This is a genomic window from Myceligenerans halotolerans (assembly GCF_054782975.1).
In genome coordinates, this window is the sequence record NZ_BAAGRL010000045.1 from 187,043 (window position 1) to 201,591 (window position 14,549).

At 72.9% G+C, this 14,549-nt stretch carries 12 protein-coding genes; 6 read left to right on the forward strand and 6 right to left on the reverse strand.

All coding sequences use genetic code 11. The annotated features are described in order from the left end of the window. Window positions 1-7: 7 nt before the first annotated feature. Genes ACYVK5_RS22580 through ACYVK5_RS22590 form a run of 3 tightly spaced genes read right to left on the reverse strand, consistent with a single transcriptional unit; the run spans window position 8 to window position 5,534 of the window. Window positions 8-3,319, reverse strand: a complete 3,312-nt coding sequence (locus ACYVK5_RS22580) for an ATP-binding protein (RefSeq protein ID WP_460708224.1) — start codon at window positions 3,317-3,319, stop codon at window positions 8-10. Beyond that, window positions 3,316-4,068 (reverse strand): DUF4194 domain-containing protein, encoded by a 753-nt coding sequence (locus ACYVK5_RS22585; protein ID WP_460708225.1) that lies wholly within the window; start codon window positions 4,066-4,068, stop codon window positions 3,316-3,318. Before ACYVK5_RS22585 ends, ACYVK5_RS22580 begins: the two co-directional genes overlap by 4 nt. Continuing rightward, window positions 4,065-5,534, reverse strand: coding sequence for a DUF3375 domain-containing protein (locus ACYVK5_RS22590; protein ID WP_460708226.1), 1,470 nt, complete (start codon window positions 5,532-5,534; stop codon window positions 4,065-4,067). Before ACYVK5_RS22590 ends, ACYVK5_RS22585 begins: the two co-directional genes overlap by 4 nt. 213 nt (window positions 5,535-5,747) lie before the next feature. Between ACYVK5_RS22590 and ACYVK5_RS22595 the strand changes: the two genes are divergently transcribed. The 4 genes from ACYVK5_RS22595 (at window position 5,748) to ACYVK5_RS22610 (ending at window position 8,259) form a co-directional block, all read left to right on the forward strand. Continuing rightward, complete coding sequence (locus ACYVK5_RS22595) at window positions 5,748-5,960, forward strand: helix-turn-helix transcriptional regulator (RefSeq protein ID WP_460708227.1); 213 nt, start codon at window positions 5,748-5,750, stop codon at window positions 5,958-5,960. Window positions 5,961-6,219: 259 nt separating this feature from the next. Beyond that, on the forward strand, window positions 6,220-6,900 hold the full coding sequence (locus ACYVK5_RS22600; RefSeq protein WP_460708228.1) for a YdcF family protein: 681 nt from the start codon (window positions 6,220-6,222) through the stop codon (window positions 6,898-6,900). Between the two features lie 90 nt (window positions 6,901-6,990). Beyond that, window positions 6,991-7,308 carry a YkvA family protein gene (locus ACYVK5_RS22605; RefSeq protein WP_460708229.1) on the forward strand — a complete coding sequence of 106 codons (318 nt, stop codon included), beginning with the start codon at window positions 6,991-6,993 and terminating at the stop codon, window positions 7,306-7,308. Between the two features lie 75 nt (window positions 7,309-7,383). Further along, the gene (locus tag ACYVK5_RS22610) at window positions 7,384-8,259 is read left to right on the forward strand and encodes a hypothetical protein (protein WP_460708230.1); all 876 of its coding nucleotides are present in this window, start codon (window positions 7,384-7,386) and stop codon (window positions 8,257-8,259) included. 57 nt (window positions 8,260-8,316) lie between these two features. Here the strand turns inward: ACYVK5_RS22610 and ACYVK5_RS22615 are convergent, their stop codons facing one another. The 3 genes from ACYVK5_RS22615 to ACYVK5_RS22625 all read right to left on the reverse strand — a co-directional run bounded on the left by ACYVK5_RS22615 (window position 8,317) and on the right by ACYVK5_RS22625 (window position 10,328). Further along, window positions 8,317-8,799: a GNAT family N-acetyltransferase gene (locus tag ACYVK5_RS22615; RefSeq protein WP_460708231.1), complete on the reverse strand. Its 483-nt coding sequence runs from the start codon at window positions 8,797-8,799 to the stop codon at window positions 8,317-8,319. 174 nt (window positions 8,800-8,973) lie between these two features. Then, complete coding sequence (locus ACYVK5_RS22620) at window positions 8,974-9,603, reverse strand: 1-acyl-sn-glycerol-3-phosphate acyltransferase (RefSeq protein ID WP_460708232.1); 630 nt, start codon at window positions 9,601-9,603, stop codon at window positions 8,974-8,976. Between the two features lie 107 nt (window positions 9,604-9,710). Further along, window positions 9,711-10,328, reverse strand: coding sequence for a DUF4126 domain-containing protein (locus ACYVK5_RS22625; protein WP_460708233.1), 618 nt, complete (start codon window positions 10,326-10,328; stop codon window positions 9,711-9,713). 237 nt (window positions 10,329-10,565) lie between these two features. Between ACYVK5_RS22625 and ACYVK5_RS22630 the strand changes: the two genes are divergently transcribed. Together ACYVK5_RS22630 and ACYVK5_RS22635 are read left to right on the forward strand one after the other, a co-directional pair. Beyond that, window positions 10,566-11,480, forward strand: a complete 915-nt coding sequence (locus ACYVK5_RS22630) for a glycoside hydrolase family 19 protein (RefSeq protein WP_460708234.1) — start codon at window positions 10,566-10,568, stop codon at window positions 11,478-11,480. A 206-nt stretch (window positions 11,481-11,686) separates the two neighbouring features. Beyond that, window positions 11,687-14,548, forward strand: a complete 2,862-nt coding sequence (locus ACYVK5_RS22635) for a pyruvate, phosphate dikinase (protein ID WP_460708235.1) — start codon at window positions 11,687-11,689, stop codon at window positions 14,546-14,548. The last annotated feature ends 1 nt before the right edge of the window (window position 14,549 follow it).

Sequence of the window (14,549 nt, forward strand, 5' to 3'; positions counted from 1 at the left end):
CTTGCGCCTACGCCGCCGACGTGCGCTCCGCCACCGGGGCCGGGTCGAGGGTCACCACGTCGATCCTCGAGTCCCGGCCGTCCGGGCAGGTCGCCAGGCCCACACCGCCGACGTACTCCTCGAGCGTCTGCAACAGCTTGAGCGGCGTCGCCAGGATCATGTGGAACCCGAAGTCCCGGAACGTATCCATCGCGGTCCGGGTGAACTCGGTGTCGGCCTTGTCGAACGCCTCGTCCAGGATCACCGAACCGTAGGCCGGCGTGCCGTCGTCCAGGGTCGAGAGACGGTAGCGCAGGGCCGCGGCCAGGCAGAACACGACCAGCTTCTGGCGCTGCCCGCCCGACAGCCCGGCCGACGACTCGTGCACGTCCAGCGTCAGCCCCGCCCCGTCCAGCTCGACGCCCGTGAACCGCACATGCCGCCGCGTGTCCAGGCACAGCGCACGCCACGCCCGGTCGGCCGGGTCCGCCGACGCCAGCCGCCGCATCAGGCGCTCCAGCCGGGGCATCGCCGTGCGACGGTCCGTCGCGAGGCCGTCCAGCGCGTCCAGGAACTCGCGCACCGCCGCGGGCTGCTGCTCCTTGACGCGGATCTCCAGGAACCGCCCGGGCGCGTACTCCGACCGGCGCAACGACTCGTTCACCGGCACGATCCGCTCCCGGATCACCGACGGCGCCTGCCGGATCTCGGCGGCCAGCCGGTCCAGCGCCCGCTGCGCCCCGCCGGACAGCATCTGTTCCAGCTCGTCCTCCAGCTCGGGCAGCCGCCGCGTGCGGATCTCCTCACCGAGCTCGAGATAACGCCCCCGGTCGCCGACGCCGGCCCCGATGTCCCTCGTGAGGGCCGGCCAGCTCCGCCGGAACTCCCCGAGCAGCTCGGTGATCTCCCGCTCCGCCGCGCCCGAACCACGCAGTCCCGCCTCCCGCTCGCCGTCGAGCGCGCGCGACACCACGAGCGACACCTCGTCGACCACGTCGTGCGTCACCGTCGGCCGCACCTCCGCGTAACGTCGCTCCAGCTCGGCCCGGTGCTCCTCCGGGATCGTGCCGGACACCGTCCCGCGCAGCTCGTCCACCACCCGCTCGATCGCCCGCCGGGCCGCCCGCGCCTCGGCGAGCACGTCCGCCGCGACGGACGCGGCCTCGCGCGCCGTGGCCAGCCGCCGCTCCGCGCCCGTGACGTCGTGCTCGGCGGCCGCCAGGTCCTGCGTCCCGGACAGGAGCGAGTCGAACGTCCGCTGCGCCTCCGCCAGATCCTGCTCGGCGGACTCGATGTCGACGTCGTGCCACTCACGGCGCCGCACCTGCCGCAGGGCGAAGACCCGCTGCAGGCGCTCACGCTCCGCGGCCGTCGCGGCGGCGACGGCGTCCTCGGCCGCCGTGAGGCGCGACTGCACGTCACGGGCCTTGCCGAGCAGGTGGTCGAGCTTGTCGGTGACGTCCCCGCCGAGGACCCACGTGGCCGGATCGGCCGCGCTGTCGTCCTTCGTCACATGATCGCCCGCATGCTTGACCTGACCCGCCAGGGTGACGGCGCGCTCCGCGTCGTCCAGGCCGGACGCGTCGGCCACGCACAGGTAGTCGTAGTCCGACAGGTGACGCTGCAGCCAGCCCGACGCCGGACCGTCCGCCACCTCCACCTTGTGGATCACGGAGTCCGGGCTCGACGCCGCACGCGGCGCGTCCTGGCGCACCCCCACCACCCGGTACTCCAGACGGGTCCCCAGATCCGCCGAGTCGACCGCGCGCCGCACCGCGTCCCGGTGCGCCGACGGCACCAGCAGCGTCGTGGCCAGCGGGCGCAGCACCCGCTCGATCGCGCCCGTCCAGCGCTCCTCGCCCGGACGGACCCGCAGCAGCTCCGCCGCGAACCGCAGCGCGGACTCGCTGATCCCCGTCACGTCGCACAACGCACGGCGCGCCGCCAGCAGGTCGGCCGGCAGATTGCTCCCCGACGTGCGCAGCGCCTGCACCTGCGCCGAGATCGCCGCGTGCTCCGCGGCGACCGCCGCGCGCGCCTCGTGCGCCTTGCGCATCTGCGCCGCCGCACCCGTCAGCACCGGCATCGACCCGGTCACGGCGCCGGACCCGGCACCGTCGCCCGCCGACAGCTCAGACCGCGCCAGTTCCCGCAGCGCGGAGAACTCCCCGAACGACTCCGGCGCCGCCAGCCCCACCGACTCCAGGTCCGCCGCCAGCTCACCACGCCGCGTACGGGTCAACGCAGTGATCTCACCCGCCCGCTGGAGCCGGTCACCCTGCGTCGCCAACGCCTGGCCGCCGCGCACCTGCAGCACGCTCACGGCCTGCCGGTGGGCGCTCGCGGCCTGCTCCACCTCGGCGTCCGCCGCGTCACGGTCGTGCGCCGCCGCGTCCTCGTAGCGCTGCGCGTCGCCCAGAGCGGCTGAGGCGAGCTCCAGCTTGAGCGCGTCCCGGTACGGCTCCAGCGAACCGTGCAGCGTCGCCGCCTGGACGGCCGTCCTCGCGCCGTCGTCGAACCGGCGGCACAGCGGCGCGAGCCGGTCCAGCGCCTCCACCTGCCGCCGCGCGTCCGCGATCCGGGAGTGGGCCCGCGACACCTCGGCGAACTGCTGCGCCGCTGCCTCGGCGAGACCGAACGTGATCGGCTCGTCCAGCATGTAGTCGCGGAACAGGTCGTCCAGACTGCCCAGGTTCTTGGCCGACTGCGTGCGGTGCAGCAGCACCAGAGCGCTCGGGTCGCCCACGCCGAGGCGCTCGCTGAACGCGGCCGCGAACCCGGCGTGCCGGTCCGACACCGTCGCCTCCGGCAGATGCGCGCGCAGGCCGGGGGCGTCGAGGCCCGTGCGGACGAAGGGCTCCAGCTCGAGGAGGTCCGCCTCGCCCGGCTGGTACACGTACAGGTCCGCGGCCTGCGCCGCGGCACGGCGCAGGAGCAGCAGGCGGACGAGCGTCGCGACCTGGCCGGAGCCGTTCTCGTACCGCAGCAGGACGCCGCTCCAGGTCGTGGCCGGGCGCAGCGTCTCGGCGACGGCCTCGCCCGTGGCGCCGTCGGTACGGTGCCGCCACGCGCCCCGGACGTAGCTCGTCACGGACCGGTCCTCGCGCCCGCCCGCCACGGCCGCGGCCGCCGCCGCGTTGAACCGCAGCTCCGACGGCGGCGTGAGGACGGCGGCCACGGCGTCGACCAGGGACGACTTGCCCGAGCCGGAGTGCCCGGTGAGCAGGAAGCCCTTGCGCGCGACGTCGACGCGGTGGTGTCCCGTGAACGTGCCCCAGTTGACCACCTCGATGCGGGCGAGGCGCCATTGTCCGGGTCGTGTGCTGTGCTGCAGGCTCACAGGCCCTCCCTGCTGAGTCGTGCGTACTCGGCCTGGACGGCCTGGATCTCGTCCGCCCCGAACAGGGTGCGCAGGACCGGGGACACCACGCAACGCCGTCCCGGGCCCACGTGGCGCAGGATCCCGGCCTCGACCAGCCGGTCCCACGCGGTCGCGATGCCGACGTCGAACCCGGTGCCGTACCCGGTCGCCCCGGTGCCGCTGCGGCGCCGGAAGGGGTGCAGGTGCTCGACGACGTCGTCGTGCTCGACCACCACCTCCTGCCCGGGCGACTCCAGCAGGCGCGTGCGCAGGTGCAGCAGGAGCACCGTGTCGAGGAAGGACAGCGGGACCTCCTGGACGACAGCCGGCGCGTCGGGCGCGGAGATGGCGTCGCGGACGAACGCGATCTGCTCCTCGTGGTCCACCACCACGTCCAGGTACATGTCGGCGAGCCGCCCGCGGACCGCGTCGAGGTGCGTGAGGAGGTCGCCCCAGGTCTCGTCGTCGGCGGCGGACAGGTACGGGCCACGGACCAGGGCCGCCAGCGACCGCCGGGCGGCGGCCGGCAGCGTCCCCGGATCGCCCGGCCAGAGGCGGGCGGTCGGCTCCGCCGGGATCGCGTCGGGGTCCGACGACGGCGCGCCGTGCGCGCTCTCGGGCGCGGTGGCGTGCTGCCCGGTGTCGTCGGGCCGCGCCGGCCGGACACCGCGTGCCGGTCCGCTTCCGCCCGGGCGGGAGTTGCTCAGATGTTCCATGGGTCCGGTCACGGGACGGGCTCCTCGAAGCGGTGGCGGGGTACTCGGGCGCGACGCAGGTTGCCCCGGGCTCCGGACCAGGTGATGTCCTCGCTGTCACCCTCGCGTCGCCCGTGCCGCTCCGCGAGCGACAGCAGCCCCACGACGCTCGCCAGGCCCTGCGTCGCGGGGTGGGCCCGGAGCACGTCGCCGACCGTGGCGCTGCCCCGGCGTGCCACGACGTCGTTCACGTTGCCGCGCAGCTCGTCCTCGTCGATCTCGGCGGACCGGGCGAGCGCGCGCAGGGCGGCCAGGTCGGTGGGGGCGTCGGCGGACGGCGGCCGGGGCCGCACGAGCGGAGCCGGGCGGTCGTCGGCAGGGTCGTGCGGGCGGATGCCGGCGGGGGAAGCCGGGGAGACGGCTCCGAGCTTCAGGGTCAGGCGGGTCGGGGTGTGCAGCGGTACCTCGTCGGCCAGTTCCAGCGCGGTGGCCTCGGCCTCGCGGAGCTGTCCGGCCAGCGCCTGCTCCTGGGGGAGGTCGCCGGAGCGTGCCGCCCGCTGGAGCGCGCGGCGCAGCGCCGTCATCGTGCCGGTGGTGTCGTCCGTCGCCGCGCGCAGGTCCCCGACGAGCCCACGCAGGGCCGCCACCTCGGCCGGGGTGAGCTCCGCCGCGGCGCCCGGCGCCTTCAGCAGCTGGGTGACGTGCGCGACGGCGTCGTGCTCGCCCGCGTCGAGCACCGCGCCGAGGTCGGTGAGGCTCCGGCCGGCAGGGGTCTCGGCGAGGTGGTCGACGCCGCGGAACACGTCGTCCACGAACGCGTCCCGGGCGGGGCCGGATTCCGTGAGCCCGCGGCGCAGCTCGGCGTCGGCCGTGGTCAGGGCGGTGCGCACGCGCAGCAGGTCGGCGGGGATGCCGGCCGTGAGGGCGAGGATCTCGCGGGCACGCTCTGCGGCGCTCGCGGGGCCCAGGGGCGTCGCGCCGCCGCGCCGGACGCTCTCGATCTCGGCGTCGAGCCGCGCCCGTTCGGCCCGGAGCGCGGAGAGCCGCGCCTCGGGGTCCGGCTCGACGGCGACGGCGAGGTCGCGCAGTGCGTCCAGGACGATGGACAGGCGGGTCGGCGTGGCGACGGGGTGCGGGCCGGCGAGGCCGGCGACGAAGGTGATCGCGGCGAGGGCGCCGTCGGACAGCTCGAGCTGCTCGGGGCCCGTTCCGCCGTCGGCCCGTGCGCCCGGGCGGCGCACGAGGACGCCGTCGCGCAGCCACTCGGACACCTGCGGCCCCGCGGAGTGCGGGAGCGTGAATCCCTGGCGCCGCAGCTCGGCGATGTCGTCCTCGAGTCGCTCGACGAGGTCGGCCTCGGGCAGGCGGCGGGTGTCCTGGCCGAGGTGCTGTCCGAGCAGGGTGATGGCAGCCGCTGCGTCTCCCGACCGCAGCAGCATCCACGCGGGATGCTCGGCGGCGAGGCGTCGCGCGGTGCGCGCGATCGAGACGGTGCTCATGAGCGCAGAGAGTACTGGGTTTGGCTGACCGGCATATGACGGGCCAATACCGGACGCCGGTGGTAGGCGCAACCGTTCGCCGTTCGCCGACTGATCGGACGTGACAATGGAAAACTAGATGAATAGGCTCGGGGCAGGGCAAGGCCTGCTGGCGGATCGCCGACCGGCGGGCCTTGTCGTGCGTCCAGCCAGGCATCACAGTGCGGAGGAACCGTGAGCACAGCAGCCGAGATCGTCGCCCGCGTCCGGAGGGAGCGGGATCTGAGCATGAGCGTGCTGGCCGAGCTGGCCGGTGTCTCGCGGTCCACCGTCAGCCGGATCGAGTCGGGAAAGTTCGAGCCCACATTCGCGCTTCTGCGACGCGTCGTCGAGGCTGCCGGTTTCGACATCGACGCGCGGCCCGACGGCAGGAGGACGTGCAGGTAGGGCCCGGATTCTCAGAGGTCGCGGACGCGCGGGCGGGCGCGTGCGCCGCGGCATGATCCCAGTGATCGCGCCGATCCGGGATCACGGACGCAGGGTCGTGAAATGGGTGAAACTTCCGCTACGTTGTCTGCGCATGCCGCTGGTAATCGACCGGAAGCGCGTGGGCGACATGAACGAAGAGGCCCGTCAGGGGACACCGACGGGAGGGGGCGAGACGCCCGCTCGTGCCGTGCGGCGCTCTGGGACGTATGGTCCGGATATGCCGAACGTCAGGATCCCTGCGGGGGTGCGGGAAGACGTCGAGACGCTGTGGAACTATCACGACCTGCGGCAGGATCCACGTGAGGTCGATGTGTGCATCGGCCTGGGCGGGCACGATACCGGGGTCGCCGACTACACCGCCGACCTCTACCACCAGGGGTACTTCCCCCAGATCGTCTTCACGGGCGCGAACGCGACGACCACGCTCGAGGCGTTCCCGCGCGGTGAGGCCGTGGGATACCGCGACCGCGCCGTCGCGCAGGGCGTCCCGGACGAGGCCGTCCTGGTGGAACCGCTCGCCCGGAACACCGCCGAGAACGTCGAGTACAGCCGCAGGATGCTCGACCAGCGTTCGATCGAGGCCAGATCGGTCATGTTCGTCACGAAGCCGTACCACCAGCGCCGCGTCTTCGCGACGTGTCAGGTCGTGTGGCCGGAGGTGGAGGCGTACTGCGTCTCCCCGCCGCTGCCGCTCGACGAGTACGTGTCGAGCATCGGCGACGTGGACCGGGTGATCGACATGCTCGTCGGCGACACGCAGCGGCTGACCGTGTACGCGGAGAAGGGCTTCATCGCGACGGACCAGGAGGTCCCGCCAGGCGTACAGGTCGCGTTCGATCGGCTCGTCGCCGCCGGGTACACGAGCCGTCTTGTCCCCGAGGAGCCGGTCCACGTCTGACGGCCGGTGTCCGGTGCCGGAGTGCTCCGGCATCACGGTCTTTGGGGACAAGTCTGGCGAGTCGCGAAGAATTCCGTTACGTTCGAAGGCATGAACTGGAAGCAGATCATCGCGCTCGTTGCGTCGATCGGCACGATCGCGAGCCCGATCGATCTGATCCCGGATGCCATTCCGATCCTCGGGCTGTCGGACGACGCGGTCGCCGTCGTCGTCGCCGGCTACACGCTCTACAAGGCGGTCACGGCCTTCCGTGCCGCCCGGGCCGCGAAGGCGGCCGGTGGAGCCGCCAAGGGGGCGGCGGACGCGGCGCGGGACGCCGCGAAGCCGACCGGAACGCCGCCGCCCGCTGGCAACGGCGCGAAGATCATCGTCGACCCGGGCGAGCAGCCCGGCGGGCGCCGGAAGTAGCGCACCGTCGCCCTGACTTCGGGGACATTTATTGACCTCGGTTGTTTGCCCGGTTCTGGTAGCTTCACTTCCATCATGAACGATGGGAGTCAGACGGTGCGCGAGCCGGGTGCGGAGCAGAACGTCGTGGAGGCCGCGGGGCCGGTTGCCGGGGATGCGGTGGCGCGCGAGGCGTCGGGTGCGGGCGAGGCGATCGAGGAGCAGGGGCACGGCGTCGGGCCGGTGCAGGACGCTGAGCAGACGGCCGGCGGCGACGAGGCGGCCGGCGGCGACGAGGCCGCCGGTATCGAACCGGTGGGTGCCGAGACTGCCGATGCCGGTCGCGTCGGAACAGAGGTCGCCGACGCACAGTCTGCCGGCACCGCAGCTGTCGGTGCCGAGCCCGCCGAAGCCGCGCCCGCCGGCGCCCAGTCCGCTGCGACCGAGCTTGCCGATGCCGATGCCGAGCCCGCCGAAGCCGAGCGGCGTGGGGGTGGCCTCGAGGAGAAGGCGGCCGAGGCGCTGCATGCCCTCGTCGAGCGCGGCGCCGAGAAGATCCCGGGCGACCAGGGCAGCACGGTCTCGCGCTTCGCTGTCGCGCTCCTCTCGTTCGGCAGCGCGATGGCCGAGCGCGGGCGGGACAAGGAGGAGAAGGGGGCGTCGGCCCTGGTGCGGGACGCGGTCCAGGTCTTCAAGAGTCTCGACGACGACCCGGCCAAGCAGCGCGAGGCGATGGGGCGTGCGCTCACCGACCTCAGCTCGAACGTCGTCGGCGACGAGGAGCGGGGCAAGGCGCTCGACGTCGCTCAGCAGGCCATGGGCTTGTGGCGCAGCGCGCGCGGTGCGACGTCGGGTCTGGCCAAGTCGGACGACGCGCTCTCGTTGCGCTCGCTCGCCGGGATGCTGCGCAAGAGCGGCGACGAGGACGGCGCCGCGCAGACCGAGGAAGAAGCGCGCAAGCTGGAGAAGTAGGGGCGCGGCGGGCGTGCCGCGTTCGCGGCGCTCGCCGGGGCGGCGGGTGGCCTCGCGTCAGCGCACCATGCGGAGTTCCGTGATGTTCGCGAAGTTGTCGTCGGTGATCCGGGCGCCCTCGACGACGAAGCCGTTGCGCTCGTAGAAGCGCCTGGCCCGGGGGTTGTCCTCGGCGACCCAGAGCTGGCACGGTGCGCCTGGTGGGACGACGGCGTCGAGCAGCGCCTGGCCGACCCCCGTCCCGTGGTGGTCGCCCAGGACGTACAGCATCCAGAGCTGCGTGTCGCGGACGGGCTCCACGCCGTGCTGTTCCCGTGCCGGTGACGCGTGCGCGAGGCCGACGATCTCGCCGTCGACCTCCGCCAGCGTCGGCGCGAAGCCGCGCATCAGTGATCGCTGCCAGCTCTTGGTCCGCTCGGCGAGGGTATGGGTCCGCCAGAAGTCCGCGGGAAGCAGGTCGCCGTAGGCGGTGACCCAGGTGGTGTGATGCACCCGGGCGCCGGCGGCGGCGTCGATCAGCTTGGCGGTCCGCAGTTTCATGGCCAGGAGCTTACTGACTCGCGTTCATCAGGGTCGCGGACTCACTTATCCGGTCCAGAAGGGTCTGCGGGGCCCTGCTGAACGTCCCTCAACAGCCGGGTTGGCTGAGCCGGCCCGGCCCGGCCCGGTCTGAGCCGGCCCGATCCGGCCCGATCCGCTGGACCGGCCCGGCGGTCACGCCGCGGCCTGGTCCTCGCCCGGGTCGTCCTCCGCGCGGAGGCGGGGTTCGACGCGGTTCTCCGGGCGGACACCCGACTTATCCGCGTAGAACGCGCGGATGCGATCCATGTCCGCCCGCACGTCGCCCGTCATGCGCAGCGACGGGCCCAGGCCCGCGACCCGCCGGTCACCGTCCACGTAGCCCAGGGTCACCGGCATCGCGGCCGCACGCGCGAGCCGGTAGAAGCCCGATTTCCAGTATCCGGAGCCGCCGCCCCGCGTGCCCTCCGGGGTGACGACCAGGTGCGAGACCGTGCCCGATCGCACGCCGCGCAGCAGCTGGTCGACCAGCCCGGCCGGGTCGTTCCGGTCGACCGCGACTCCGCCGAGTGCCCGGATCAGCCCGGCGAAGGGGCCGCGCAGCCACGAGTCCTTGATGAGGAACTTGATGTGCAGGTCCAGCTCCCACGCGATCGCGAGCATGAGGAAGAAGTCGGTGTTGGAGGTGTGCGGTGCCCCGACGAAGATCGTGGGCCGGTCCGGCGCCTTGCTGGGGGCGAATCGGTACCCGGTACAGAGCCAGACGAGTCGCGCTCCTGCACGCCGGACGGCGCGGGTGACAGCGGACGGGCGGGTGCGAGACATGGGCTTCCTTGAACTCGGGGAGATGTGATTCCCAGTCTTGCAGACCTGCGCGATCGTCGGGTTCCCGCAGCCTCACCCCACAGCGGTGCCGCCGGGCGCCGCCGCTACTACGTGGCTGCGCCGTACGCCTTGTCGATCTGTTTCATCCGCCGGTGCTTGCGCACGCCGCGCACGATCATCCACAGCCCGATCACGAACAGGATCAGCACGGGAATCATGAGGAACGGCAGCGTGATGCCGAGGAACGAGATACCGACGGCGGCCACGTCCTCCACCGTGCTCATCACCGGGGCGGCCGTCCCGCCGCTCACCGTGTTCGTGATGACCCGGCCGCCCGCCTTGGCCGCGTGCACCACGAGCGCCAGCACGATGCCGATGACCACGGTGATCCACTCGCCGCCCGCCATGAACGCCTCGGGATCCTGGACCGTGACCGTCTCGGACGACGCTCCGGCCCCGAAGGCGATACCTCCCGCTGTGGGCCGGATGATCGTCTGGACGACGTCGTTGACCGAGTCCAGGGCCGGGATCTTGTCCGCGGTCATCTCCAGCACCAGGAGTACCGCGAGGATGGCCATCACCCACGGGTTCTCCAGCCAGCCCCAGCCGGAGGGCAGCGTGAGGAGATCGCTGAAGCGGGACAACAGTCCGAGCAGGAGCAACGGGATCCAGGCGTTGACGCCGGCTGCCATGGCCAGGCCGCTACCGGTGGCGAGTTCGAGCATGCGACGAGTGTTCCACGGGACACCGACACCGCACCACGAAATGCCGTCCTTGTCCGATCCGTAATTTTCCGGAGCGCCGTGCGGGCAGCACCGTGCGCGCGGCACCGGTCCTGTGGGAATCCCTCATTCGTGGCGACCAGGGGCCTTGCTAAGGTCCCGAACAAATAAGCCGTCGGGGTCCTTGACGAGTGCGGTCGGCGTCTCCGGCGGCCCAGGACACGAAACGAGGTGGTTTACGTGAGGTCACGTCGAAAGCCCTTCCTTGTCGCAGTTCTCACCGCCGCGCTCCTGACGGCGGGGGCGACGATCATCCCCGGCACCGCGGCCCAGGCCGAGCCGGTCGAGTGCAGCTCGTCCGCGTGGAACAGCGGAGCGGTCTACGTCGGCGGCAACTCGGTCACGCACGCCGGCAGCGCCTGGCGCGCCAAGTGGTGGACCCAGGGTGAGGAGCCCGGCACCACCGGCCAGTGGGGAGTGTGGGAGTCGCTCGGAGCCTGCGACGGCGGCGGGGAGCCGCCGGTCGATCCCGGCGACGGGTTCGTCGTGAGTGAGGCCCAGTTCAACCAGTTCTTCCCGAGCCGGAACCCGTTCTACACGTACGCCGGACTCGTCGACGCGCTCGACGCGTTCCCGGCCTTCGCCACGACCGGCAGCGACGCCGTGCAGCGGCGGGAGGCGGCCGCGTTCCTCGCCAACGTCTCGCACGAGACCGGCGGCCTGGTCCACATCGTCGAGCAGAACACGGCGAACTACCCGCACTACTGCGACACCTCCCAGCCCTACGGGTGCCCGGCCGGCCACGACCAGTACTACGGCCGCGGACCCATCCAGCTCAGCTGGAACTTCAACTACAAGGCCGCGGGCGACGCGCTGGGCATCGACCTGCTGCACAACCCGAGCCTCGTGCAGAACAACTCGTCTGTCGCCTGGCAGACCGCGCTGTGGTACTGGAACACCCAGAGCGGCCCGGGCACCATGACCGGCCACGCGGCCATGGTGAACGGCGCCGGGTTCGGCGAGAGCATCCGGAGCATCAACGGCGCCATCGAGTGCAACGGCGGGAATCCGGCCCAGGTGCAGAGCCGCGTCGACAAGTACCTGAACTTCACCGGTCAGCTCGGGGTGGACCCCGGCGGCAACCTGTACTGCTGATCCGGACCCCGGCGAGGTCGGCAGTCCGTCGCGGCATTGGTGGCTCGACCAACCGATGCCACGACGGACTGCCGAACTCGCCGGGTGGCCCGGCGGCCGCGGCGCCCCGCCGGCCGCGCAGAAGGGACCGAGGCCAGGGGCTCCGCGGGCTCTCGGTCCCGCGGGTACGGTGGTGATATCGAGGGGATCTGCGACGAGGAGGTCCCATGTCCGACCGTACCGATGCTCCCCGTGCTCCCCGCTGCCCCCATGACCGCACGTCCTACGCTGCCCGCCGTTTCGTCCAGGACTTCGCCGAGGGCGGCAAGGAGCAGAAGAGGCTCCTGGGTGGCAAGGGCGCCAACCTCGCGGAGATGACCAACCTGGGCCTGCCCGTGCCGCCGGGCTTCACCATCTCCACCGGGGCCTGCCGGTACTACCTCGCCGAGGGCCGCGAACCGCCGGGGCTGGCGGAGGAGGTGGACCGGCACCTCGCCCGGCTCGAGGCCGAGCGCGGCAAGCGGCTCGGCGCGAGCGAGGACCCGCTTCTCGTGTCCGTCCGCTCGGGCGCGATGTACTCGATGCCGGGCATGATGGACACCGTCCTCGACATCGGGCTGCACGACGCCTCGGTCGCGGGGCTCGCGGCCGAGTCCGGCGACGAGCGGTTCGCCTGGGACTCGTACCGCCGGCTGATCCAGATGTTCGGCAAGACCGTGCTCGGCGTCGACGGCCGCCTGTTCGACGACACGCTGGAACGGATGAAGCGTGCCCGGGGCGCGGCGAGCGATCTCGATCTCGGGGTCGCCGACCTCCGGGATCTGGTCGCCGAGTACAAGGCGATCGTGCGCGGCCGGACCGGGCGCGACTTCCCGCAGGACGCCCGCGAGCAGGTCGGCATGGCGATCCGCGCCGTCTTCGAGTCCTGGAACACCGACCGCGCCCGGGCGTACCGGCGCCAGGAGCGGATACCGCACGACCTGGGCACCGCCGTGAACGTCATGGCGATGGTCTACGGCAACCTCGGCCGCGACTCCGGCACCGGCGTGGCCTTCACCCGCGACCCCGCCACAGGCCGGCCGGGCGTGTACGGCGACTACCTCCGGGACGCCCAGGGCGAGGACGTCGTCGCGGGCATCCGGAACACCGTCCCGCTGCAGGAGCTCGAGCACATCGACCGGCGCTCCTACGACGAGCTGATGCGCATCATGGCGAGGCTCGAGCGGCACTACAAGGATCTGTGCGACATCGAGTTCACCATCGAGCGCGGCACGTTGTGGATGCTGCAGACCCGCGTGGGCAAGCGCACCGCGGCGGCGGCGTTCCGCATGGCGGTCCAGCTCGCCGACGACGGCGTCATCGACCTGGACGAGGCGCTGCGGAGGGTGACCGGCGACCAGCTCGCGCAGCTCATGTTCCCGCGCTTCGACCGGGATTCCGGCATCACCGCGTTCGCGCGGGGCGTGCCCGCCTCGCCCGGCGCGGCGGTCGGGGCCGCGGTGTTCGACTCCGCGGAGGCGGCGGCCCGGCGGGCCGGCGGTGACCGGGTGATCCTCGTGCGGCGGGAGACCAGTCCCGACGACCTGCCCGGCATGGTCGCCGCGGAAGGGATCCTCACCAGCCGCGGCGGGAAGACGTCGCACGCGGCCGTGGTCGCCCGTGGCATGGGCAAGACCTGCGTGGTGGGCGTCGAGGGCATCGAGATCGACATGGAGCGGCGGCGGTTCACCGGCCCCGGGGGAGTCGAGGTGGCCGAGGGCGACGTCATCTCGGTCGACGGCACGACCGGTGCGGTGTACCAGGGCGAGATCGCCGCCGTGCCGTCGCCCGTCCTGCGGGATCTGGAAGGCGGCCAGGATCGGGAGACCGGCCAGGATCGGGAGGGCGGGCGCGGTGCCCAGGTCCCGGGCCGGGCAGGCGGCGCCGTCGTCGGCGACGAGGGCGGGGACGGCGACGCGGAGGGCGACGCCACGGCCGGCGTCGTGCGCGCCGTCCGCCGCCTGATGCGGCACGCCGACGACGTCCGGCGCCTGGGCGTGCACGCCAACGCCGACACCCCGGAGGACGCCGCGCGGGCACGCCGGTTCGGGGCGAGCGGCATCGGGCTGTGCCGCACGGAGCACATGTTCCTGGGGGAGCGCCGCCACTACGTCGAGGACCTCGTTCTCGCCGAGTCGCAGGAGCAGCGGGACAAGGCGCTCGACACGCTCCTCCCGCTCCAGCGCGACGACTTCGCCGGGATCCTCGAGGCGATGGACGGCCTTCCGGTCACCATCCGCCTGATCGACCCGCCGCTGCACGAGTTCCTGCCGGACCTCACCGAGCTCGCGGTCAGGGTCGCGGTCGCCCGGGAACGCGGCGAGCCGGAGCGCGACGACGTGCGCCTGCTGCAGGCGGTGCGCAAGCAGCACGAGCAGAACCCCATGCTGGGACTGCGCGGGGTCCGGCTCGGCCTGGTGGTCCCCGGGCTGGTCGCCATGCAGGTGCGGGCGATCGCCGAGGCGGCGGCCGCCCGGAGGCGCGCGGGCGGGACGCCTCGCCCCGAGATCATGGTGCCGCTGGTCGGCGGCGTCGAGGAGCTGGACCTCCTGCGCGCGGAGATCGACGCGGTCCTGGCCGACGTGCGCGCCGCCACCGGGGTGGACCTCCAGGTCCCTGTCGGCACGATGATCGAGCTGCCGCGCGCGGCGCTCACCGCCGGCCGGATCGCCGCCGCCGCCGAGTTCTTTTCCTTCGGCACGAACGACCTGACCCAGACGACGTGGGGGTTCTCGCGCGACGACGTGGAGGGCGCGTTCTTCCCGGCCTACCTGGACAAGGGCGTCTTCGCCGTCTCGCCGTTCGAGTCGATCGACGAGGAGGGGGTGGGACGCCTGATCGACATCGCGGTGGCCGAGGGGAGGGCCGCGCGCCCAGGACTCGTGATCGGCGTCTGCGGCGAGCACGGCGGCGACCCGGCGTCGATCCGCTTCTTCGACCAGGCCGGCCTGGACTACGTGTCCTGCTCGCCGTACCGGGTCCCGGTCGCCCGCCTCGAGGCGGGGCGCGCCGCGGTGACGGCGCAGGACGGTGACGGCGACACCAGCTGAG